This is a genomic window from Streptomyces sp. NPDC030862, assembly GCF_055571835.1.
Window position 1 is genome coordinate 132774 of sequence record NZ_JBVIEN010000013.1, and the last position, 21220, is coordinate 153993.

The window sequence follows — 21220 nt, forward strand, 5'->3', positions numbered from 1 at the left end:
GGAAGAGGAAGAGACCCATGGCCATCGCGACGGTGAACCCCGCCACCGGCGAGACGCTGAAGACCTTCGACGCACTCGACGACGCCGGCATCGACCGGCGCGTGGCCGCCGCCGAGACGGCCTTCCGCGACTACCGCACCACCTCCTTCGCCGACCGCGCCCGCCTGCTCCGGCGCGCCGCCGACCTCCTGGAGGAGGACCAGGCGGACATCGCCCGCACCCTCACCACCGAGATGGGCAAGCCCATCGGCGCCGCCCGCGCCGAGGCCGCCAAGTGCGTCAAGGCCATGCGCTGGTACGCCGACCACGCCGAGCGCCTCCTCGCCGACGAGCACCCGCCCGAGGCGGACGTCCGGGACGCGGGCGCCGCCACCGCCCGCGTCCACTACCGGCCGCTGGGGCCCGTACTGGCCGTCATGCCGTGGAACTTCCCGCTCTGGCAGGTCGTACGGTTCGCCGCGCCCGCCCTCATGGCCGGCAACACCGGCCTCCTGAAGCACGCCTCCAACGTGCCGCAGACCGCCCTCTACCTGGAGGACCTCTTCCGCCGCGCCGGCTACCCGGAGGGCTGCTTCCAGACCCTGCTGATCGGCTCGCGCGCCGTCGAACGCGTCCTGCGCGACCCGCGCGTCGCCGCCGCCACCCTCACCGGCAGCGAACCGGCCGGCCGCTCCGTGGCCTCCATCGCGGGCGACGAGATCAAGAAGACCGTCCTGGAGCTCGGCGGCAGCGACCCGTACATCGTGATGCCCTCCGCCGACGTCGAGAAGGCCGCCACCGTCGCCGTCACCGCCCGCGCCCAGAACAACGGCCAGTCCTGCATCGCCGCCAAGCGGTTCATCGTCCACACGGACGTCTACGACGCCTTCGCCGAGCGCTTCACGGCCGGCATGGCGGCGCTCCGCGTCGGCGACCCGATGGACGAGTCCACCGACGTCGGCCCGCTCGCCAGCGAAGCCGGCCGCGACGGCCTGGCGGAGCTCGTCGACGACGCCGTACGCGCCGGAGCCACCGTCCTGTGCGGCGGCGGGCGCCCCGAGGGCCTGGCCGACCGGGGCTGGTTCTACGCCCCGACCGTGCTCACCGACATCACCCCGGAGATGCGCATCCACCAGGAGGAGACCTTCGGCCCCGTCGCCACCCTCTACCGCGCCGCCGGCCTCGACGAGGCGGTGCGCCTCGCCAACGACACGTACTTCGGGCTCAGCTCCAACGTCTGGACCCGCGACGAGGAGGAGCTGCGGCGCTTCGTCCGCGACCTGGAGGCGGGCGGCGTGTACGTCAACGGCATGACCGCCTCGCACCCGGCGCTGCCGTTCGGCGGCGTCAAGCGCTCCGGGTACGGCCGCGAGCTGTCCGGCCACGGCATCAAGGAGTTCTGCAACGCCACCACCGTCTGGCAGGCAGCCTGACGGTCCTTACAGCGGCTGGACGACCTCGTCCCCGGGCGGCGGCCCCGGCGGCGTGCCGTCGCCGAAGGGCCGGCCGCCCAGCTCCTCGCGGTGGTGCGGGGCGCGCCAGCCGCGCAGGTCCGGCCCGCGCGGGACGATCCGCGTCGGGTTGATGTCCTGGTGGACCTGGTAGTAGTGCCGCTTGATGTGGTCGAAGTCGACCGTGTCGCCGAACCCCGGCGTCTGGAACAGGTCCCGCGCGTACGCCCACAGCACCCGGTCCTCGGTCAGCTTGTTGCGGTTGCACTTGAAGTGGCCGTGGTACACCGCGTCGAACCGCACCAGCGTGGTGAACAGCCGGATGTCCGCCTCCGTGATGGTGTCGCCCACCAGGTACCGCTGCCCGGCCAGGTGCTCCGACACCTGGTCGAGCCGGGCGAACAGCCGGGCGTACGCCGCGTCGTACTTCTCCTGGCGCTTGGCGAAACCCGCCTCGTACACGCCGTTGTTGACGTCCCGGTAGATGCCGTCCATCCGCTCGTCGATCTCGTCCCGCAGCGCCTCCGGGTACAGGTCGGGCGCGCCGGGGCGGTGCAGGGCGCGCCACTCGGTCGCCAGGTCCAGCGTGATGCGCTGGTAGTCGTTGGTCACCAGCGCGCCGCTGTGCGTGTCGACGATCGCCGGGACGCTGACCGGGCCGTCGTACCCCTTCTCGCGCGCCCGGTACGCCTCGCTCAGGAAGCGGATCCCGAGCACCGGGTCGCGGCCGTCCGGGTCCAGGGTGAACCGCCAGCTCCGCTCGTCCTGGACCGGATCCGTCACCCCCAGCGACAGGGCGCCCTCCAGTCCCAGGAGCCGCCGGGCCACCAGGGCGCGGCTCGCCCAGGGGCAGGCGCGGCTGACGACCAGCCGGTAGCGGCCGGCCTCGACGCGCCGGCCGTCCCGCCCGTCGGCGGTGATCCGGTCCGTGAAACGGCTCGCGGAACGCGTCCACTCGGCGGATTGCTGCACCGTCGCCCACCCTTCCTCGCCCTGACGGCGTACGCGGGAATGCGCGCCGCACGCGAAGGGACGGGTACCCGCGCCGCGCCGCCGGCTATCGCCGCGTCACCCCTGCGGGGCCAGGGCCCGTCTTCCGGATCTTGCCGGGCTCGCGTGCCCTGGCACCGCACCTCGCCGCGTTGTCGTCGGTCGCCAATGCTCCGCAGTGGCTCCCTCCTCCGCCTTGCGATGTACGGCACCAGACCCCGCTCCCTTATCCGGCCTGATCCGAAAGACGGGCCCTAGCCGCCCCGTCGGCGGGCGCCCGCAGCGCCGGCACCGGGGCGACGCGGCGCTCACCGGGCTGGAAGTGCAGGATGATCAGGCGGGCGCCCGGGGCGGCCAGCGGCTGCGCGGCGCACAGGGTCACCCATCCGTGGCCGAGCTCGGCGTGGCGCAGGGGCCGCTCGTCGCCGTCCAGCCGGATGCGGCTGCTCGCCGACTCGTAGATCGGCGCGGCCACCGGGTCGGCCAGCACATCGCGCACGATGCCGCGCAGCGTCCGGTTGCCCGGGTCCGCGGCGAGCGCCACCCGCAGCTGCGGCAGCACCATCGGCGCCCACGCCTTCTCCCAGTCCGCCAGCACGGTCCGGGCCTCCGGCTCGACCGCCATCCACCGCATGGTGTTGGCGGGGACCTCGCGCCGGGGGAAGAGCGCTGCCATGAGGGCGTTGTGGGCGACCATGTTCCACGACCGGTCGCTGATGTACGCCATGTGGGAGAAGCCGTCCAGCACCGTCTGCCACACGCCCGGGATCTCCTCGCCGGAGCGGGAGTTGAGCGGATGCGGCGGGTCCTGGCCGAGGGCGTACCGCCACAGCGCGACCCACTCCTGCTCGGTCATGTTGAACAGCCGCGCCACGTCGTGCAGCAGGCCCACCGGCGGGTTGGCGTAGCGGCCCGACTCCAGCCGCCCGTACGTGTCCGGCGCGCGGTGCAGGAGCTGGTCGATCTGCGCCTGGGACAGGCCCGGGGCACGCCGTCCCTGCCGGGTCGGGCGGGACAGCCCGTGGCTCTCCGGTTTGATCATCGCGCGGCGCTCGCGCAGCAGGCAGCGCAGTGCCACCTTGTCCATGCGGTTCTTCCCCCAAGGTTCCCGAGGTTCCTGATCAGCCTGTACGAAGTGGGGCGGTCCGGTCACCGCGTCCCGGGCGCGGGCGGTGGCCGGAAACGGGGTCGGCCCGGCGAGGGCACGGCGTACGGGCTGGTGCATGGGGTGCGTCCGTTCATGGGCATACGGTGGTTCTGCGGCTCGGCGAAGGCCCGCGCCCGCGCGGCGGGAGCGGGGAGGGGCGCACGGGTACGCTGACCCGTCGAACGCCGACGATCAAGCGCCTGGGGAGTGCGTACCTGCGCACGGCGCACACACGCAGCCGCAGCGGGCCACCACAGGGGCCCTCGACGGGGGCAGGGGGACACGGGTGGGAGACAGAACCGGGCACGGACACGGGCACGGACACGGGCATGGACACGGGGCCAGGGGCGCGGGCGGGCGAGGGAGCGGGGGCACGAGCGGGGCCGGGGACGGGGGCGCGGTTTCGGCCGCGGCGACGGTGCTGTCGGCCGCCGCCAGGGAGCTGTACGCCCGCGTCACCCGCGGCGAGCGGGTGGAGGAGGCGGACGCCGACGCGCTGCGGGAGTTGACCGACTGGCGCCTGGTCGCCGTCGACCCGGAGGGCGCGCGGGCGCCGATCGCCCTGGACCCGCAGGAGGCGGGCCGCAGGCTCCTCGACGACGAGCTGCACGCCCTGGCCCTGCGGGCGGCCCGGATGGCCGAGATACCCGGTCTCGCCGACGAGCTCGGCGTCCACTTCGAGCGCGCCCAGTGGCGCTCCGGCTCCAGCAGCGAGTTCCTCGCGGAACCGGAGCAGATGGACGCCCGCATCGCGCAGGCCATCAGCCGCGCCGAGAGCGAACTGCTGATCGCCCGGCCCTGCGGCCCGCACAGCCCCGAGCTCGTCGAGAGCACCATGGCCCGCGAGTCCGTCGCGCTCGCCCGCGGTGTGCGCGTGCACACGCTGTACCACGACAGCGAGCGCGACGATCCGGCGACCCGCGGGTGGGTGACCGCCATGACCGCGAAGGGGGCGCGGTTCCGCACCCTCGCCGCCCCTTTCCAGCAGTGCGTCGTCGTCGACCGCCGCCAGGCCTTCATCCCCGACCACGTCGACAACTGCAGCCCCAGCCACGCGGCCTGGCACGTCGGTGACCGGGCTCTGGTCGCCTTCCTCGCGGAGGGCTTCACCGACGCCTGGCGCCGTGCCGACGTCTGGCACGGCGACCCCGGGGGAGCGGACGCCGAAGGCGGGGGTACGGGCGGGGGGCTCACCCCGCGCCAACGCGAGATCCTGAACGACACGGCCGCCGGCATCGACCAGCGCATCACCGCCCGCCGCCTGGGCATCGGCCTGCGCACCCTCAGCAAGGAGCTCGGACACCTCCGGGACCGCTGGGGCGTGCCGACGCTCGCCGCCCTCGCCTACCAGTGGGCCCTCTCCGACGAGCGTCGGCGGACGTGCCGCGAAGGCGGCCGCCGTCCCGGGCCGTGATCGCTTTTTCACCGAAGAACCGTCAGAAGAAATATCCGCGGACGTACGGCATCCTGAGCGAGGTCGGCCGGGCCGCCCGCAACAGGGCGTCACCGGTCCGCGACAGCCGCTATTACGGGGGGCGTTACCCGCGCCTCATGCCGGAACCGGGCAGCGCAGGGCACGGGCAGCGTGCCCTGCCGGGCATCGCGTGGGTACCGCAAGGTCGCTGCCAGGGCCTTGGCGGAACGCAGAGAGAGCCCCTCGTCTCGTTACACCCCCCGTGATAGGGCGTCACCCGCGTCACCCCTCCGGAGTCCCCGGAGCCGCCCGCCCGTCCCCCGGCGCCGGCTCGAACCACACCTCCTCGGGCCACGAGGCGTGCGCGAGGCGCCCGCCGTCCGGTACGTCATGGGGAGCGGGCAGCCCCACCCGGCGCGTGCGCAGCGTGACGCGCGTGGGGATGTACTCCAGGAACGACCGGGCGAACCACGGGTGCACCTCGTTGCGCGTGGCGAGCAGCAGGTGGATCCCGAGCCGCCCGCCCGTCCGCGCCACCCGCAGCAGCACGCTGCTCAGCTCCGGCTGCCGGGGCAGGATCTCCGTCACCTCGTCGACCGCGACCACCAGCCGCGGCAGGGCGGGCATCCCCGGCTCGGCGCTCCGCCGCGCCTCGTACGCCGCGATGTCCGGGCACTCCGCCGACGCCAGCGCGCCCTCCCGCAAACCCAGTTCGGCGACGAGCCGCTCCCGCAGGTCCAGCGCCCGGGACGGCACGCCGGACAGCCCCAGGGCGGCGCCGCTCATCGCCCGGCCCGCGTACCGCTCGAGGCCGCTGCGGCCGGTGAAGTCGGCGAGCAGCAGGCGCAGGCCGTCGGCCGGGTTGCGCCCGGTCAGCTGGCGCAGCACGGTGTCGAGGAACTCCCGGCGGCCCACGTCCAAGGCGCCCTGGCAGAGCATGTGCGGGCCGCTGCCGCCTGACTCGGGGCCGGCCAGGTCCACGCGTACCGGCCGGCCCGCCGCGCCCCGGCCGAGCACGACGCGCAGCCGGCGCCGCTGCGAGCCCCTGCTGTGGGCGATGTCGTTCAGGGTGTGCAGGACCTCCTCGGCGGTCGGGCGCCGCTCGGGCGCGGGATCGACGCAGTCGAGCAGGGCCTCGGCGAGCCGCGCGCCGGCGATCGGCTCCGCCTCCCGCCCGCCCTCGCGCCGGACGTCCGCCCATTCACCGGAGGCGGCCGCGAGCAGGATGGCGCCCATCGCGTACACATCGGAGGCCGGGGTCGGCGCCACCGCCTGGTCCGCCAACTCGGGTGCCTGGTAGGGCTGTTCCCGTGCGAAGACCTTCCGGTGCCTGCTCGGCCGGTCCGCCACGGTGGCGGTCAGCCAGCCGGTGATCCGCACCTCCCGGCCGGCGATCAGCACGTTCCCCGGTACCAGCGAGCCATGGACCAGGCCCTTGCGATGTGCCCGGACCAGGCCGTTCGCGAACTGGCGGGCGATGGCCAGCAGGCCGTCCTCGTGCAGGGGCCCGTAGCGGCTCACGAACCGCCGCAGGCCGGGCGCCGGCCCGGGCTCCTCCTCGTCGTCCCGGGCGCACTCGACGGCCACCCAGGGCCGGACCGCACCGACGTCGTGGGCGAGCAGCCGGGGCGCGTGGACGCCGGCCATCCGGTTCAGCGCGACGACCTCCCGGGCGACCAGGTCGGTACCGCGCAGCGTGGGATCGTCGATGCGCCGGATGACCACGGGGGTGCCGTCGCCGTCGAGGGCGAGGAACAGCCCGAGCCCCGTCCACCCCCGCCGGTGCTCGGCGAAGACCGTGTACGGCAGCTCGTGGGCCCCGGTGAAACGGGGGTCACCGGGGCGTACGGGCGCCCAGTCGGATCCGGTCAGGCGCAGCGGTACGTCCGGCCGGTCCCACGGCCCCTCGGGACCGGCGGCCGGCGGGGCCGGCGGCGCGGGGACGGCCACCGTCCCGGCCGCCGGGGCGGGCGCCGCGACACCGAGCCGGCGCATCACCCGCTCGTCCACCCAGCCGAAGGGACGCGGCCCGTCCACGGCCACCCGCTCGGGCCCCTCCGGGTGCGGCAGCCAGGCGGGGAAGTCGGGGGAGGCCCCGGCCAGTCGGGCCAGCCGGGCCGTGACCGCCCTGGTGGTCCGCACCAGTTCGGCGGGTGGAACGGTGCCGAGCAGGATCCGGCGCGTGTCCTCGCGGAAGTCGAACTCACGGTGGTGCGGCAGGCCGTGCGCCCCCGGCTCGTCCCGGTGCATGAGCCCGCCGAGGAAGACCTCCGCCAGGTGGCTCGTGTCCACCGCCGGGGACATGGCGCCCTGCACCAGCCGCATCACCGGCACCGGCAGCGGCGCCACCGCCGCCAGGTGCGCGGCCAGCCGGTACGCCTCCGGGGACGCCGCCTCCCGGAACCGCAGCACCGCCTCGGGAGTACCCTCCCCGCCCGCGCGTACGGGCGTGCCGTCGCCCCCTGGCGGCGTAGCCCCGGCGTCCGTCCCGGGCCGGGCGAGCAGCGGCAGGACGGCACTGCCCCCGGGGGATCCGATCAGCGCCGCCCAGGCGCCGACCGACGCGGGCGTCGCCTCCAGCACCGGCACCGGGATCCCGTCGAACGGAGCCAGTTCGGGCGGCAGCACCGGGTCCGCGACCTGCCAGGAGCCGCCCGCCGCGCCCCGGCGGCGCGTGGTGACCTTCCACCGCTCGGCGCGGATGCCCGAGCCGCCCCACAGCCGCGGCGGCAGCACCTGCAGCACCGCGGCCGGGCCGGTCGCCGCCGCCCGCTCCAGCGCGGTGTGCATCCGGCCGTCGCGCCACGCCGCGCCCACGCCGTCGCTCACCACGAGCAGCAGCGTGTTCCCGGACGGGTCGCCGACGGTGGACAGCGACAGCGTGGCGGGCCCGTCGCCGAAGGGGCGGTGGCGCAGCCGCGGGCCGCCCGGGCTCCGGCTGTCCAGCCCGAAGACGCGGATGTCCCGGAACGCCCCGCTGCGCTCCATCAGCACCCGTACCTCGGCCGCCAGCCGCTGCCACAGCAGCATGGACACGCCGTCGTCGACGAGCATCACCAGGTCGAGCCAGCGCGTCACGGCCGGCCGGACCACCGCGTCCGGCAGCCCCGTCTCGGCCATCACCGCGACCGTGGCCGGCACGTCCAGCTCCCACCGCAGCGCGTCCGGGCGCCGGTGCCGCAGCGGCCGCAGCGCCCGGCCCAGCCGCAACTCGGCACCGCCCAGCGCCTTCTCGCCCGGAGCGCGTACCGGCATCGCCGGGACCTCGGCGGCGGAGCGCTCCCGCCGCGCCGCCGGAACGGGCGCGGCGTGCAGGGCCCCGGACCCGCCCGGCGGCGCATCGGACGGCTCCGACGGCCCGGGAGCCTCCGGCGGCTCGCCCGACGGGCCGGGCCGGTCCGGGCCCGGGTCCCGGGGCTCCGGGCCGGGCGGGGGCTCAGCGGTGGAGGCCGGCCCGGCCGCGCCGGGGAGCGGGCCCGCGGACGGCAGCCGCGCCGCCAGCCACAGCGCGTCCAGCAGCTCCTCGGCCGACAGCTCCGCCCCGCAGTCCGCCAGGACGTCCCGCACCCGCTCCAGCACCGGTCACACCGTCCCGCCGAGCCGGTGGAGCACGGCGTCCAGCAGCCCGTCGGCGTCGAGGTCCACACCGCCCCGGCGCAGGAAGACCGCGTTGAGCAGCTGGTCGGTGGCGAGTTCGCCGCGCGCCCGGCGGGCGAGGAAGGCGCGCATCAGGTCGTCGACGCCGTCCAGCCCGGAGGCGCCGCCGCCGTCCCCGGCGCCCGCCGCGTCCAGGTGCGCCCGGACGATCGCGCGCAGCCGCTCCTCGTCCGGCTCCGGCAGGTCCAGCCGTACGCAGCGGCGCAGGAAGGCGGGCGGGAAGTCCCGCTCGCCGTTGCTGGTGATGACGACGACGGGGAACTCCGCGCAGCACACCCGGCCCCGTACGACCTCGGTCCAGGAGTGCGGATCGGCCGTCATCACCCGTACCCGGGCCTGTTCCTCGGGCAGCCGGGCCAGCTCGGAGATCTCGAACTCGCCCTCCTCGAAGACGTTCAGCAGGTCGTTGGGCAGGTCGACGTCGCCCTTGTCCAGCTCGTCGACGAGCAGGACCCGCGGCCGTTCCGCCGGCACGAGCGCCGTGCCGAGCGGGCCGAGGCGCACGTACGAGCCGATGCCGGGGTCCTCGTCCGGCGCGCCGTCCCCGTCGAGGTCGCGGTCGCGCCGCAGGTTCGTCTCGCGCAGCCGGCCGATCGCGTCGTACCGGTAGAGCGCGTCCTGCAGCGTCGTACGGCTGTTGACCGGCCAGTGCAGCACGCGCCCGAGCGACAGCTCGTGGGAGAGGGCGTGCGCCAGCGAGGACTTGCCGGTGCCGGGCTGCCCCGTGACGAGCAGGGGCCGCCGCAGCAGCAGGGCGGCGTTGACCACATCCGCCTCGGCCGGGCCGATCAGGTACGGGCGCGGGCGGCGCGGCCCGCCGTCCGCCGAGCCCCTGAACCGCCGCCACGGGGGCGCTTCGGGGAACACGGGCGTACGGGGCCGCCCGTCGCCCCGGAACAGCCGCCACGCCTCGGCGCCGCCGCCGTCACCGTCTTCGCGTCCCGTGCCGGGACCGTTCACCGTCATCAGCCGTTCGCTTCCGTTCCGTGTCACGAGGGGTCGAGCAGTTCGAGGGAGTCCGGCACCGGCAGCCCGTCGTCCTCCCAGACCAGCGCGGGCCGCGCCGCCGAGGCGACCGAGGAGCCGAAGACCTCTTCCCGGAACTCCCGCACCCGCTCCGGCAGCTGGTGCAGCGGCCCGGCGGGCGCGAGCGCGTCGAGCCGGGCCGTGTCCGCGTGGCCGTCCGCCTCGCGGTCCCAGAGCACCACCGGCACGCCCAGCGCCAGGCACAGGTCCAGCAGCCGGTCCCGCTCCTCGCGCGGCCCGTGCAGCACCACCCCGGCGACGTCCTTGTGGCTCGTCTCCAGCCGCTGGTACAGCTGCTGCAGCGTCGCCGAGGTCTCGTCGACGACCAGCACCCCGGGGTGCCCGGCCGCCCAGCGGCGGCGCATCTCGGCGTCGCGGCGCGGGGAGCGGCGGCTCATCTCCGGGCAGCGCAGCGCCACCTGGTACTTGGCGCCGAGCGCCAGCCGCAGGCCCCCGAGGTCGGGGAAGAGGTCACCGAGCGCGCTGCCCGTGTCCCAGCCGTCGACCGGTAGTTGCAGCCCGTCGCGCCCCACGACGACGTCCACCCGCGTGACGGGGTACGGGTCGTCGCCCTGGCCGCCCTCCGCCGCCTCGCGCACCAGGCGGCCGATCTCCTCCGGGGCGCACGCGCCCTCCGGCGCCGCGACGGTCGCCGCCGTACCGTCCTGGCGCACCAGGCCCACCCGGCACCGGTAGCGGCCCGCGCCGCCCGGGTGTTCCGCAGCCGAGCCCTCGGGGGTCAGCCGGAGCACGATCCGGCTGACCGGCGACGAGCGGTGCGCGGCCCAGCCCGCCGCGTCGGCGCGGCGCTCCGCCAGGGCGACCGGGCTGATGCCGAGCCGCTGCGCGACCCGGTCGCACCAGCCGTGCAGGGAGTCGCCGGGCTCCCGGTCCGGCGCCGCCGACGCCACGAACGCGGCGAGCCTCAGCAGCGCCGGCACCGGTGGCGCGCCCCCGTCGGGCGCCGGGCCGTCCGGGTACCCCTCCAGGCTCAGCACCACGGCGTCGAGGTCGGCCTCCGTGAGGCGGCCCGAGGCCGCCAGCGGCCCCGGCAGCACCATGTAGCGCAGGGCCTCCCGGGCGGCGCGCGGCACCAGCGTGGCGTCGGCGGCGGTGACCCGGCGCAGGTCCTCCAGCAGGCTGCGGTGTTCCCCGACGGACAGCAGCCGGACGTTCTCCTCCAGCCGCCCCAGCGCGAGCAGGCTGTCGAGCGCCTCACGGTCGGCCGGGCCGCGGACCGCGGGCGCGAGCGACTCGGTGAGCGTCGCCAGGGCCCGCTCCTCGGTGGCCAGGAACTCCGCCAGCTCCTCCACCGTGGGCGCCGCGCGCTCCTCGGGCGGCGGCACCGGGCGGCCCAGCGCGGCCGCCAGCGTCCGGGCGTGGTCCGCGCGCCGCCCGGGATCGTCCAGCAGCGCCCGCAGCACGGGAGCGAGCCCCGCCGCCGCACGCGCCACGTCCGGTCCGGCAGACCACGGGCCCCGGTCGGCGCGGCCCGCGACGGCGCACTCGTCGAGGACGTCGGCCGCCCCGGCGCGGGCCAGCTCCTCGCGCACCGCCTGCCACGGCACCGCCCAGCTGCGCCGTACGGCCTGCTGGGCCCGTAACGGCTGGGTCTCGTCGGGCATGAGGTGCGCCACCACGAGTCCGGCGACCGAGGAGGCGTCCTGCGTCCACAGCGGACCGCCGCTGTAGCCGGGCCCGATGGCCGCGCCCGACAGCCGCCCGTCGAGGTAGCCGTACCGGCCCTCCTTCAGGCGGACGACGATGTCCGCGAAGGTGATGGCCTCACCGCCGCCGTGCCAGGCCCGCAGCTCCTGGCCCTCCTCCATGTCCCGCCACACCACGGGCCGCAGCCAGGACGGCGCCGGCTCGTCGAGGTCCAGGACGGCGAGGTCGCCCTCCCACTCCAGCGCCGAGGGCCGCCGCTGCGGGGGCACCCACACGGATACGGTCGCCGTGCGGTGGCCCGTCGCGCCGGAGCCGCGGAAGGCGACGGTGAGCGGCCCGGCGGAGGCCGGTCGCTCGGCGGCGTACAGGTCCTTGCCGAGCGCGTCGTTGACGACATGGGCGCAGGTCAGGACGCGGCGGGGGGAGAGGAGCGCGGCGGCGCCCGCGGCCTTGGCGCTGCCCTCGTACAGCAGGGAGACGCGGGTGCCGGCGGCGGCCGGCCGGCGGAACCACGTCATCCGTGCCGGTCCTGCGGGTGCTGAGGGTGTTGCGGGTGCTCGGCTCCGGCGGGCAGTCCGGCACCGTGCTGCCAGGTCGCCGACACCGTCATCGTCGCGTTCCCGTTGGCGCCGACGATGCCCAGCTTGAGGTCCTGCCCGATCTGGACGCCGAACTCCACCGTCAGCTCTTGGGGCGGGTTCGGCGCGCTCACCACCGCCGTGTGCACCTCTTCGAGGAGCGGGCCCAGCGGACGCAGCGCCGTGCGCAGGGCGTCGACCGCGAGCGCGGCCGTGCGGCCCCCGCCGCGGGCCACGGGCGTGGCGGTGCCGAACCCACCGGGCAGGTCCGGCCCGTCACCCGGTTCCGGGGCCGGGCCGCCGCCGGGCGGCGGTGTTCCGGTGTCGGACAGCTCCACCCGCAGTGCGGCACCGGCGAGATCGAGTTCTGCGTATTCGGGCATGCCGCCATTGTGTCCGATCATGGACGCGGGCTGGTCGGGGTTTCCGCAAGCACGCGCAACTCCGCTACAAAACCAGCCAGTTCCGGTACGCCGCGGCACCGATCGGCGGACGGCCGGACGCTGTGACGCGCCCGGCCGCCCAACCACCCGGTCTGTACGGCTCGTTCGGACCGGTCGGCCCGTCCGGCTCCCGTCCGGCTCCCGGCCGGCTCCGGGCCGGCTCCGGGGCCTAGCGGATGCCGGCGAAGGACTTCCAGCCGGTGCCGATCTTGGTGCCGTCGCCGATGGTGCCCTTCCCGGTGCCGTTGTAGCGGTAGAGGTCACCGGTGGTGTGGCGCCCCAGGATGTCGGCGTTCCCGTCCCCGCTGAGGTCGCCGATGCCGACGAAGTCGACGAGGGCGCCCCAGCGGGACCCGATCTTGGCGCCGTCGCCGATGGTGCCCTTGCCGGTGCCGTTGTAGCGGTAGAGGTCGCCCGTGGCCGTCCGCGCGAGGAGGTCGGCGTTCTTGTCGTTGTCGAGGTCACCCGCGCCGACGATGGTGAGCCCCTTCCACTTGGTGCCGATGCGGACGCCCGCGGAGAGGGTGCCGTGCGCGGTACCGGTGTAGAGGAGGAGGTCGCCGGTGGCGGTCTGACGGGCGACCAGGTCGGGGAGGGTGTCGCCGTTGAAGTCACCGGAGTACGTCAGGGCGTCGACATCGGTGAAGCCGGTCCCGATCCGCGTGTGCGGCAGTTCCGGCGTGACGGCCTGGCCCCGCGGCGGGCTGTACTGGAGGAGGTCGCCCGCGGCGGTGCGCACCAGGGTGTCGTTGGCGCCGTCGGCGTCCAGGTCCCCGAAGGGGACGAAGGTCGTGTCGGCGGGCCAGGTCCCGCCGCTGACGCGGGTGGAGACGGTACCGGCGGTGGTGCCCCGGTAGACGGTGAGCGCTCCCGTGGTGCTCTGGGCGTAGAGGTCGGGAAGGCCGTCTGCGCCGACGTGGTCGCGGTGCCTGGCGGCAGCGGGGGGCCGCGTGGCGGGCGGCAGCATGGCCGCGCCCCATACCTGGTGGATCTCCGCGCCCTTGTCCGTCGTCCCGGTCGTGCGGTTCCACAGGACGACGGCCCGGCCGTCGGCACCGGTCGCGCTGTGGCCGCGACCGGCGGCCGCGTCGATCCGGCCCAGGATCAGCGGCCGTCCCCAGGCGCCGCCCGTGCGCTGGGCGACCGTCAGCTCTCCGTCGCCGCCGGTCCACAGGGCGGTGACCGTCCCGTCGCCGCCGACGCTCGGGGACCAGATCCCGCCGACGTACGACTCCGTCAGCGTGTGCGGCGCCGACCAGGCACCGGCCGCCGAACGGGTCGCCGTACGCAGCGCGGAGAAGTCCTTCCACAGGGCCGTCACCGCGCCGTCCGGGCCGAGCTGAGGCGTGCCGGAAGCGTACGGGCGCCCGTCGGAGGGGGCCGTCTCCGCGGCGCCCCACGGCGCGCCCGCCGCGGGGCGGTAGGCGAAGCGGTGCGTGTCGCGGCCTTCCGACCAGCTCAGGAGGGTGGCTCCCGACGCGGACGACTGCAGGGTCAGGTCGCCGACGAGCGCGGAATCGGTCCCCTCGACGCCCCGGGGCGTCTCCCACGCGGTCGCGCCCGGGGCCAGGGAGGCGATCCGCACGCGGAGGCGGTCGTCGGCGAAGTCGTCCTTCCAGGCGACCGTGACGGTGCCGTCGGGCCGGACCGTCGCGGCCGACGTGAGGACGAGGGCGTCCGACAGCTTGACGGGCGCGGACCAGGCCGCGCCGGGCGCCGGGCGCTCGGAGACGTACAGCCCCCTGGTCGCGTCGCCCTGCGCGGGGTCGCCGAAGCTGCCCCACACCGCCACGAGGCGTCCGCCGGGGCCGCTCGCGAGGGTGTACCCGGCCGGATGCGCCGCGGTCGACACCTGCGCGGCGGGCGTCCACGACGCCGCCCCGGCGAGCAGGGTGGACGAGCTCAGGGTGTAGCCGGAACCACCCCAGTGGTGCCAGGCGACCGTCGCCGAACCGTCGGTGCCGGCGGTCAGTTCGGCGGAGTACACCTCGCCCTTCGTGGCGGCCACGAGGACCGGGGCGCTCCACGCGGTGGCCTGCGCCGGGCGGGTGGCGGCCCAGAGCTCCTGGTCGCCGTGGCCCGCGTCCCGGCTCCACACCGCGACGGCGGTGCCGTTCGTGGTGATCCGCACGTCGTGCACGGAGTGGTGCACGCCCGCCTCCGTCAGCGCCGCGGGTCCGCCCCACGCGCTCGGCGTCGCGGCGCCGGCCGGTGCCGCCGCCACGACGGTCACGGCGGCCCCCGTGCCGACGATCCCCAGAGTCAGCGTGGACGCCACGGCCACGCTGACGAGCCTGCTTCTCCCCATCGGAAAATCTCTCCATACCGGTGGTCACGGCATGGCGAGGCGACGACCCGCGCGGTTCGCGTGCCGCCTTGGTGTGTGAAGTCCCCCGGTTCCCGGCTGCTTCTTCTCCCCATGCACATCCAGTGATCAAGGAGCCTAACAGCAGACAGAGCGGTCACTCGAACCTGTTTTCGGGGCTTTCAGTCGTAGAAGAACAGCTGCAGGTCGTCCATGGACCCCGGTCCGTGCAGGAAGCACTCGGCCGCCGCGATGTCGGCTTCCGCGGGCGGCCCGCCGCCGCTCACGAGTTGCTTCATCCACACCTCGCCCTGCCGGCCGACCGCGTAGATGCCGGACAACAGCTCCGCCATGCCCGCCGGCTGGGGCGGGGTGCGTCCGGCGATCGGCTGGAGCTCCCAGCCGCCCGCCCGGGCGGCCAGCCGGAGCGCGCCGGCCCAGTTGGCGACCCGCCCGATCCGCACGTGCCAGCTGTCCTCGGGGAAGGGAGGGAGCCGTCCGTCGTGCAGGGGATTGGTCGCGGCCGTGATGTCCGCCAGGACCTGGCGTTCGACGGCGTCGCGCACCCAGCGGCCCTCCTGCGATTCCTCGATGGCGGCGCCCCACCACTCCCACGCGTCCTCGACCCGCCTCTTGAAATCGTCCGCGTCCGTCTCATCCATGCCGCGCAGCCTTCCACACGGGGGAGAGGGCGGTTCAGCCCGCCCCCTGCGGTGCCCGACGGGTGCGGGTCCAGGTGAGCAGGTCGTCGGCCGACCAGGTGTTGATCACGCGGTCGGCCGGTACGCCGCACTCCTCGGCGCGGGCGCAGCCGATGATCTGCCAGTCCAGCTGGCCGGGGGCGTGGGCGTCGGTGTCGACGGCGAAGAACACCCCGGCCGCCACCGCCTCGCGCAGCAGCCGCCGGGGCGGGTCCAGGCGCTCGGGGCGGCTGTTGATCTCCACCGCCGTGCCCGACTCGGCGCACGCCGCGAAGACCGCGTCCGCGTCGAAGTCCGACTCCGGCCGCTTGCCGCCGACGAGCCGGCCGGTGCAGTGGCCCAGCACGTCCACCAGCGGGTTGCGTACGGCCCTGACCATGCGCCGCGTCATGGCGGGCCCCTCCATCCGCAGCTTGGAGTGGACGGAGGCCACCACCACGTCGAGCCGGTCGAGGAGTTCCGGCTCCTGGTCGAGGGTGCCGTCCAGCAGGATGTCGCACTCGATGCCGGTCAGCAGCCGGAAGGGGGCCCACCGCTCGTTCAGCTCCGCCACCACGTCCAGTTGCTCCCGCAACCGTTCGGCCGACAGGCCCCGGGCCACCGTCAGCCGGGGCGAGTGGTCGGTGAGCACCGCCCACTCGTGGCCGAGCGCCGCCGCGGCCCGGCCCATCGCCTCGATCGGGCTGCCGCCGTCGGACCAGTCCGAGTGCAGGTGGCAGTCGCCGCGCAGCGCCGCCCGCAGTTCCGTCCCGAGCGTGGCCGCCTCACCCGCCTCCTCCTCCAGCCGCTTCAGGTACGCCGGGACCTCGCCGGTCAGCGCCTCGCGCACCACCTGCGCGGTCTTCGGCCCGACGCCCTTGACCCGCTCCAGCGTCCCGGCCGCCGCGCGTTCGGCCACCTCGCCGTCGCTCAGGGCGGACAGCGCCGCCGACGCCGTACGGAAGGCCCGCACCCGGTACGTCGGTGCCTGCGACCGCTCCAGCAGGAACGCGATCCGGTCCAGCGCCTCGACGGGGTCCATCACGCGGCTCCCGGGCGCCGGGCCGACGGGCCGATCTCGCACCACACGGCCTTGCCCTCACCGCGCGGCTCCACGCCCCAGCGCAGCGCCAGCGCGTCCAGGAGCAGCAGCCCGCGCCCGCCCGTCGCCGCCTCGCCCGGCGAACGCCGCCGAGGCCACGCGCTGGAGCGGTCCTGCACCGACAGCCGCACCCGCCGCACCGGCTCCGGCAGCACCTCCAGGGTCAGCACCGCGCCACCCTCCGTGTGCAGCAGCACATTGCCCAGCAGCTCGCCGGTGACGAGCTCCGCGTCGTCCGCGAACTCCCGCATCCCCCAGTCGCGCAGCGCCCGCCGCACCACCGCCCGCGCCTCCGACAGGCCCTGCGGGTCCGCCTGGTGGATGTACTGGTGGATGCGCGGCGCCCGGGTCGTGCCGGGGTCCGGGCTGCGCCGCAGCACCAGCAGCGCCACGTCGTCGCCGGCGCCCCACCGCTCCCAGAACCGCTCCGAGAGGTGGTCGGCCAGCGCCTCCGCGCCCGGCGGGCCGCTGCTCACCGCCCGTTCCAGCGCGGCCAGGCCCTCGCCGATGTCCACGCCCGGCTGCTCGACCAGGCCGTCGGTGCACATCACCAGCGTCTCGCCGGGCACCAGGTCGAGCCGCGTCTCCGGGAACTCCTCGTCCCCGAAGACGGACGCCACCCCGAGCGGCAGCCCTCCCGGCACCTTCGGCGCCCCGACCCGTCCGTCGGTGTGCCGGATCAGCGGCCCCAGGTGGCCGGCCCGCACCACCCGGACCGTGCCCGTGCCCAGGTCGGCCTGCGCGTAGGCGCAGGTGGCGAACCGCTCGGTGTCCAGCTCGGCGAGGAACCGGGAGGCCCGCGCCAGCACCGTGGAGGGAGCATGCCCCTCACCGGCGTACGCGCGCAGGGCGATGCGCAGCTGGCCCATGATCGCGGCCGCGTGCGTGTCGTGGCCCTGGACGTCGCCGACGACGACCCCGACCCTGCTCCGGGGCAGCGGGATCACGTCGTACCAGTCCCCGCCGACCTGGCGGCCGCTCCACGCCGAGTGGTAGCGCACGGCGATCTCGCCGCCCTCCACGGCGGGGATGCGGCGCGGCAGCATCGCGGCCTGGAGGCTGGTGGCGACCTCCCGCTCCTCGTCGAAGAGGATCGCGCGCTGGAGCGACTGCGCCACGATCGCCGCCAGCCCTAGGGTGAGGTTGCGCTCGTCCGCGCTGAAGGCGGTGCGGCTGCGGTAGAACAGCGCCATCCCGCCGAGCGTGCGGGCCTGCGCCACCAGCGGCAGGTAGGCCGCGGCCCGGAAGCGGAGCTGTCCGGCGTACGGGGCGAGGGCGGGGTAGCCGCGGATCAGGTTCTGGAAGCAGCTGGAGAACAGCGGGCGCCCGGTGAGCACCGTCTCGGCCAGCGGCAGGCCGCGCTCCAGCCGCTGCACCCGCAGCTCCTCCAGCGCGTCCAGCGACTCGCCGCTCAGCGCGATGATGTTGAGCGAGCCGTTCTCGACCAGGCCCAGCGCGAACCCGTCGGCGCCGAGCCGTGCGAGACCGCCGGGGCCGGTCAGCGCGGCGGTGACGTCGTCCACGGTCACCGCGCGGGACAGCGCCTGTGTGGTGCGCTCGACCATGTTCGTCTGGCGCTCCCGGCGCCTCTCCAGCTCCACGACGAACGCCGAGTGGGTGACCTCGAACGTCGTGTCCCGGACGATCCCCACGATCCGGTGGGCCCGGCCGTCGGCGCCCCGCAGAATGCGTGCCTGGACGTGCGTCCACTGCGGTGACCCGTCGTCCAGCGGGATCTGGAAGTGGGCGGCGTACGAAGGACGGCCGCTGCTCAGCGCCTCCCGGATCACGGCCTCCAGCCGCGACCGCTCCTCCGGCTCCAGCCGCCGCACCAGGGAGGCGGGCCGGGAGTCGAACGTGCCCGGGGCCACGCCGAACACCAGCAGACCCGCCTCGTCGACGTCGATCGTCCCGGCGTCGAGATCCCAGTCGAAGCTGCCGGTGCGGTTCATGGCGAGGCGCTCCGGCGTGCCGATCTCGCCGCTGTGTGCCCGGTTGTCCGTCATCACCCTCATTGTCGAGTGCGTCACGCGGGAACGCCAAGGCGTCGGAGCCGGGCGTTCGTGTCCAGCCCGTTGACGCGTTCACGCCCCCTGCCTAAGGTCTGTTCGAAGTCCTGGTCAATGTCCGATATCTCGAACAATCAACGCTTCCAGGAGCACACCCATGGCACGCACACGGCCGAGGCACCGCCTCGCGCTGGCGGCTCTCCTCCCGGCCCTCCTCGCCGGCACGGTGCTGACCGCGCCCGCCACCCACGCCGACGACGCCCGGGCCCGGAACCCCGCGGCGGCCGAGCCGGCCGACTACTCGCTCACGGTCGACCCCGACCGCGCGGGCCCGGCGATCGACCGCACGATGTACGGCGTCTTCTACGAGGACATCAACAACGCCGCCGACGGCGGGCTGTACGCCGAACTCGTACAGAACCGCTCCTTCGAGTACGGCCCCGCCGACAACCCCGCCTACACCCCGCTGACCGCCTGGCAGCGCACCGCCGCCGGCGGCGCCGACGGCGAGCTCCGGGTCGCCGACGACGCCCACCGGCTGAACGAGCGCAACCGCCACCACCTGCGCCTCGACCTCGCCCCGGCGAACACCGCCACCGGCCGCCTCGGCATCGTCAACAGCGGCTACGGCGCCGGCATGGCCCTCACCGAGGGCCGCCGCTACGACTTCTCCGTCTGGGCCCGCACCGACCGCCCCTCCGGCACCCGCCTCGCCGCCGAACTGCGCGCCGCCGACGGCACCGTCCTGTCCGCGCCCCTGAACCTCACCGTGCGCGGAGACCGCTGGGCGAAGTACACCGGCACGCTCGTCCCCAAGGTGACCACCACCGGCGGGCGCCTCGCCGTCACGGCCGCCGGCACCGGCACCGTACGCCTCGACATGGTCTCGCTCTTCCCCCGCGACACCTACAAGGGCCGCCCGAACGGCCTGCGCAAGGACCTCGCCGAGAAGATCGCCGCCCTCAAGCCCGGCTTCCTGCGCTTCCCGGGCGGCTGCCTCGTCAACACCGGCAGCCACCAGGCGTACGAGGCCCCGCACTGGGAGCGCAAGCGGTCCTACCAGTGGAAGGACACCATCGGACCCGTAGAGCAGCGCGCCGTCAACGCCAACTTCTGGGGCTACCACCAGAGTTACGGGCTCGGCTACTACGAGTACTTCCAGTTCGCCGAGGACCTCGGCGCCATGCCGCTGCCGGTCGTCCCCGCCCTCGTCACCGGCTGCGGCCAGAACCAGGCCACCGACGACCCGGCCCTCCTCAGGCGGCACATCCAGGACACCCTCGACCTGATCGAGTTCGCCAACGGCCCGGTCACCAGCGCATGGGGCCGCAAGCGCGCCGCGATGGGCCACCCCAGGCCCTTCGGCCTGACCCACCTGGCGGTCGGCAACGAGGAGAACCTCCCCGACGCCTTCTTCGCCCGGTTCACCGAGTTCCGCAAGGCCATCGAGGCGAAGCACCCGGGCATCACCGTCATCTCCAACTCCGGCCCCGACGACGCCGGAGGCGTCTTCGACCGCCACTGGCAGCTCAACCGCGAGGCCGGCGTCGCGATGGTCGACGAGCACTACTACAACAGCCCCCAGTGGTTCCTGGAGAACAACGACCGCTACGACTCCTACGACCGCCGGGGCCCCAAGGTCTTCCTCGGCGAGTACGCGTCCCTCGACAACCGCTTCTCCAACGCCCTCGCCGAAGCCGCCTACATGACCGGCCTGGAGCGCAACGCCGACATCGTCAAACTCGCCTCCTACGCCCCGCTCCTCGCCGACGTGCAGCAGAACCAGTGGCGGCCGGACATGATCTGGTTCGACAACCACCGCTCCTGGGGCTCGACCAGCTACGAGGTGCAGAAGCTCTTCATGAACAACACCGGCGACCGGGTCGTCCCGAGCCGCGCCTCCGCCACGCCCGCCGTCTCCGGGCCGATCACCGGCGCCGTCGGCCTGTCGACGTGGGCGACGAGCGCCGCGTACGACGACGTCGAGGTCACCGGCGCGGACGGCGCCACGCTGCTGAAGGACGACTTCTCCGCCGGGGACGCCCGGTGGACCCGCACCGCCGGGCGCGGCGACTGGGCCGTGATGGACGGCGCGTTCGTACAGTCCGACGCGGCCGCCGAGAACACCCTGGTGACGGCGGGCGACCCCGGCTGGCACGACTACGACCTGCGGGTGAAGGCCACCAAGAAGTCCGGCAAGGAGGGCTTCCTCATCGCTTTCGGCGTCCGCGACACCGGCAACCACTACTGGTGGAACCTCGGCGGCTGGGGCAACACCCGCTCCGCCGTGGAGGAGTCCGTGGACGGCGGCAAGCAGACGCTGCTGGAGGACGCCACCACCATTGAGACCGGCCGGACGTACGACCTCCACGTCCAGGTGCGGGGCCGCCAGGTCACCCTCTACCTGGACGGGAAGAAGTGGGGCTCCTTCACCGACGACAAGACCGCCGAACCCTTCCGCCAGGTGGTGACGCGGGACAAGGGCGACCTCGTCGTCAAGGTGGTCAACGCGCAGGCTGCGCCCGCCCGGACCCGCGTCGACCTCGGCACCGACAAGGTCGCCCCGACGGCCCGGCTGACCACGCTCCAGGGCGCGCCGGACGCCGTCAACACCGCCGACACACGGCCCATCCAGCCGCGCGAGTCCACCCTGCGCGGCATCGGCCGGCAGTTCACCCACACCTTCCCGGCCCACTCGGTCACCTTCCTGAGGATCAAGACCGGATAGGGGACGGGGAGTTCACTACCCTGGCCGGGGGGCACCGCCGTGC

13 protein-coding genes are annotated in these 21220 nt (G+C 75.0%); 3 read left to right on the top strand and 10 right to left on the bottom strand.

Annotated elements, in window-relative coordinates; translation table 11 throughout:
• Positions 1-17 precede the first annotated feature (17 nt).
• A complete protein-coding gene (locus ACZ42X_RS30170; protein ID WP_468296620.1) occupies positions 18-1412 on the top strand; it encodes an NADP-dependent succinic semialdehyde dehydrogenase in 1395 nt (464 codons plus the stop codon).
• A 6-nt stretch (positions 1413-1418) separates the two neighbouring features.
• Here ACZ42X_RS30170 and ACZ42X_RS30175 read toward each other — a convergent pair whose 3' ends face one another.
• Both ACZ42X_RS30175 and ACZ42X_RS30180 read right to left on the bottom strand, forming a co-directional pair.
• The gene (locus ACZ42X_RS30175; RefSeq protein WP_468296623.1) at positions 1419-2402 is read right to left on the bottom strand and encodes a glutathione S-transferase family protein; all 984 of its coding nucleotides are present in this window, start codon (positions 2400-2402) and stop codon (positions 1419-1421) included.
• Positions 2403-2646: 244 nt separating this feature from the next.
• Entirely contained in the window at positions 2647-3507 is an 861-nt protein-coding gene (locus ACZ42X_RS30180) for an MmyB family transcriptional regulator (RefSeq protein ID WP_468296626.1), read from the bottom strand.
• A gap of 478 nt (positions 3508-3985) precedes the next feature.
• Between ACZ42X_RS30180 and ACZ42X_RS30185 the strand changes: the two genes are divergently transcribed.
• A complete protein-coding gene (locus tag ACZ42X_RS30185) occupies positions 3986-4981 on the top strand; it encodes a TrmB family transcriptional regulator sugar-binding domain-containing protein (protein WP_468296629.1) in 996 nt (331 codons plus the stop codon).
• Between the two features lie 282 nt (positions 4982-5263).
• Here ACZ42X_RS30185 and ACZ42X_RS30190 read toward each other — a convergent pair whose 3' ends face one another.
• The 8 genes from ACZ42X_RS30190 to ACZ42X_RS30225 form a co-directional block, all read right to left on the bottom strand.
• Positions 5264-8560 carry an SAV_2336 N-terminal domain-related protein gene (locus ACZ42X_RS30190; protein WP_468296632.1) on the bottom strand — a complete coding sequence of 1099 codons (3297 nt, stop codon included), beginning with the start codon at positions 8558-8560 and terminating at the stop codon, positions 5264-5266.
• 3 nt (positions 8561-8563) lie between these two features.
• Positions 8564-9604, bottom strand: a complete 1041-nt coding sequence (locus tag ACZ42X_RS30195; RefSeq protein WP_468296635.1) for an AAA family ATPase — start codon at positions 9602-9604, stop codon at positions 8564-8566.
• Between the two features lie 23 nt (positions 9605-9627).
• A complete protein-coding gene (locus ACZ42X_RS30200) occupies positions 9628-11850 on the bottom strand; it encodes a VMAP-C domain-containing protein (RefSeq protein ID WP_468296638.1) in 2223 nt (740 codons plus the stop codon).
• A complete protein-coding gene (locus tag ACZ42X_RS30205) occupies positions 11847-12293 on the bottom strand; it encodes a CU044_2847 family protein (RefSeq protein WP_468296640.1) in 447 nt (148 codons plus the stop codon). The genes ACZ42X_RS30200 and ACZ42X_RS30205 overlap by 4 nt, the downstream gene beginning before the upstream one ends.
• Positions 12294-12522: 229 nt before the next feature.
• Complete coding sequence (locus ACZ42X_RS30210) at positions 12523-14661, bottom strand: FG-GAP repeat domain-containing protein (RefSeq protein WP_468296642.1); 2139 nt, start codon at positions 14659-14661, stop codon at positions 12523-12525.
• Between the two features lie 179 nt (positions 14662-14840).
• Positions 14841-15320, bottom strand: coding sequence for a hypothetical protein (locus ACZ42X_RS30215; protein WP_468296645.1), 480 nt, complete (start codon positions 15318-15320; stop codon positions 14841-14843).
• 34 nt (positions 15321-15354) lie between these two features.
• Positions 15355-16380, bottom strand: coding sequence for a PHP domain-containing protein (locus ACZ42X_RS30220; RefSeq protein ID WP_468296648.1), 1026 nt, complete (start codon positions 16378-16380; stop codon positions 15355-15357).
• Positions 16380-18446, bottom strand: coding sequence for a SpoIIE family protein phosphatase (locus ACZ42X_RS30225; RefSeq protein WP_468296651.1), 2067 nt, complete (start codon positions 18444-18446; stop codon positions 16380-16382). Before ACZ42X_RS30225 ends, ACZ42X_RS30220 begins: the two co-directional genes overlap by 1 nt.
• A 160-nt stretch (positions 18447-18606) precedes the next feature.
• On the opposite strand from ACZ42X_RS30225, the gene ACZ42X_RS30230 reads away from it, so the two are divergent.
• Positions 18607-21177, top strand: a complete 2571-nt coding sequence (locus ACZ42X_RS30230) for an alpha-L-arabinofuranosidase C-terminal domain-containing protein (RefSeq protein ID WP_468296653.1) — start codon at positions 18607-18609, stop codon at positions 21175-21177.
• Positions 21178-21220: the final 43 nt, after the last annotated feature.

Bases quoted from the DNA above. Each gene is read 5' to 3' on its own strand.
- ACZ42X_RS30210 (WP_468296642.1), bottom strand. From the start codon at position 14,661: ATGGGGAGAAGCAGGCTCGTCAGCGTGGCCGTGGCGTCCACGCTGACT.
- ACZ42X_RS30225 (WP_468296651.1), bottom strand. From the start codon at position 18,446: ATGACGGACAACCGGGCACACAGCGGCGAGATCGGCACGCCGGAGCGC.
- ACZ42X_RS30170 (WP_468296620.1), top strand. From the start codon at position 18: ATGGCCATCGCGACGGTGAACCCCGCCACCGGCGAGACGCTGAAGACC.
- ACZ42X_RS30180 (WP_468296626.1), bottom strand. From the start codon at position 3,507: ATGGACAAGGTGGCACTGCGCTGCCTGCTGCGCGAGCGCCGCGCGATG.
- ACZ42X_RS30200 (WP_468296638.1), bottom strand. From the start codon at position 11,850: ATGACGTGGTTCCGCCGGCCGGCCGCCGCCGGCACCCGCGTCTCCCTG.
- ACZ42X_RS30205 (WP_468296640.1), bottom strand. From the start codon at position 12,293: ATGCCCGAATACGCAGAACTCGATCTCGCCGGTGCCGCACTGCGGGTG.
- ACZ42X_RS30215 (WP_468296645.1), bottom strand. From the start codon at position 15,320: ATGGATGAGACGGACGCGGACGATTTCAAGAGGCGGGTCGAGGACGCG.
- ACZ42X_RS30220 (WP_468296648.1), bottom strand. From the start codon at position 16,380: ATGGACCCCGTCGAGGCGCTGGACCGGATCGCGTTCCTGCTGGAGCGG.
- ACZ42X_RS30230 (WP_468296653.1), top strand. From the start codon at position 18,607: ATGGCACGCACACGGCCGAGGCACCGCCTCGCGCTGGCGGCTCTCCTC.
- ACZ42X_RS30195 (WP_468296635.1), bottom strand. From the start codon at position 9,604: ATGACGGTGAACGGTCCCGGCACGGGACGCGAAGACGGTGACGGCGGC.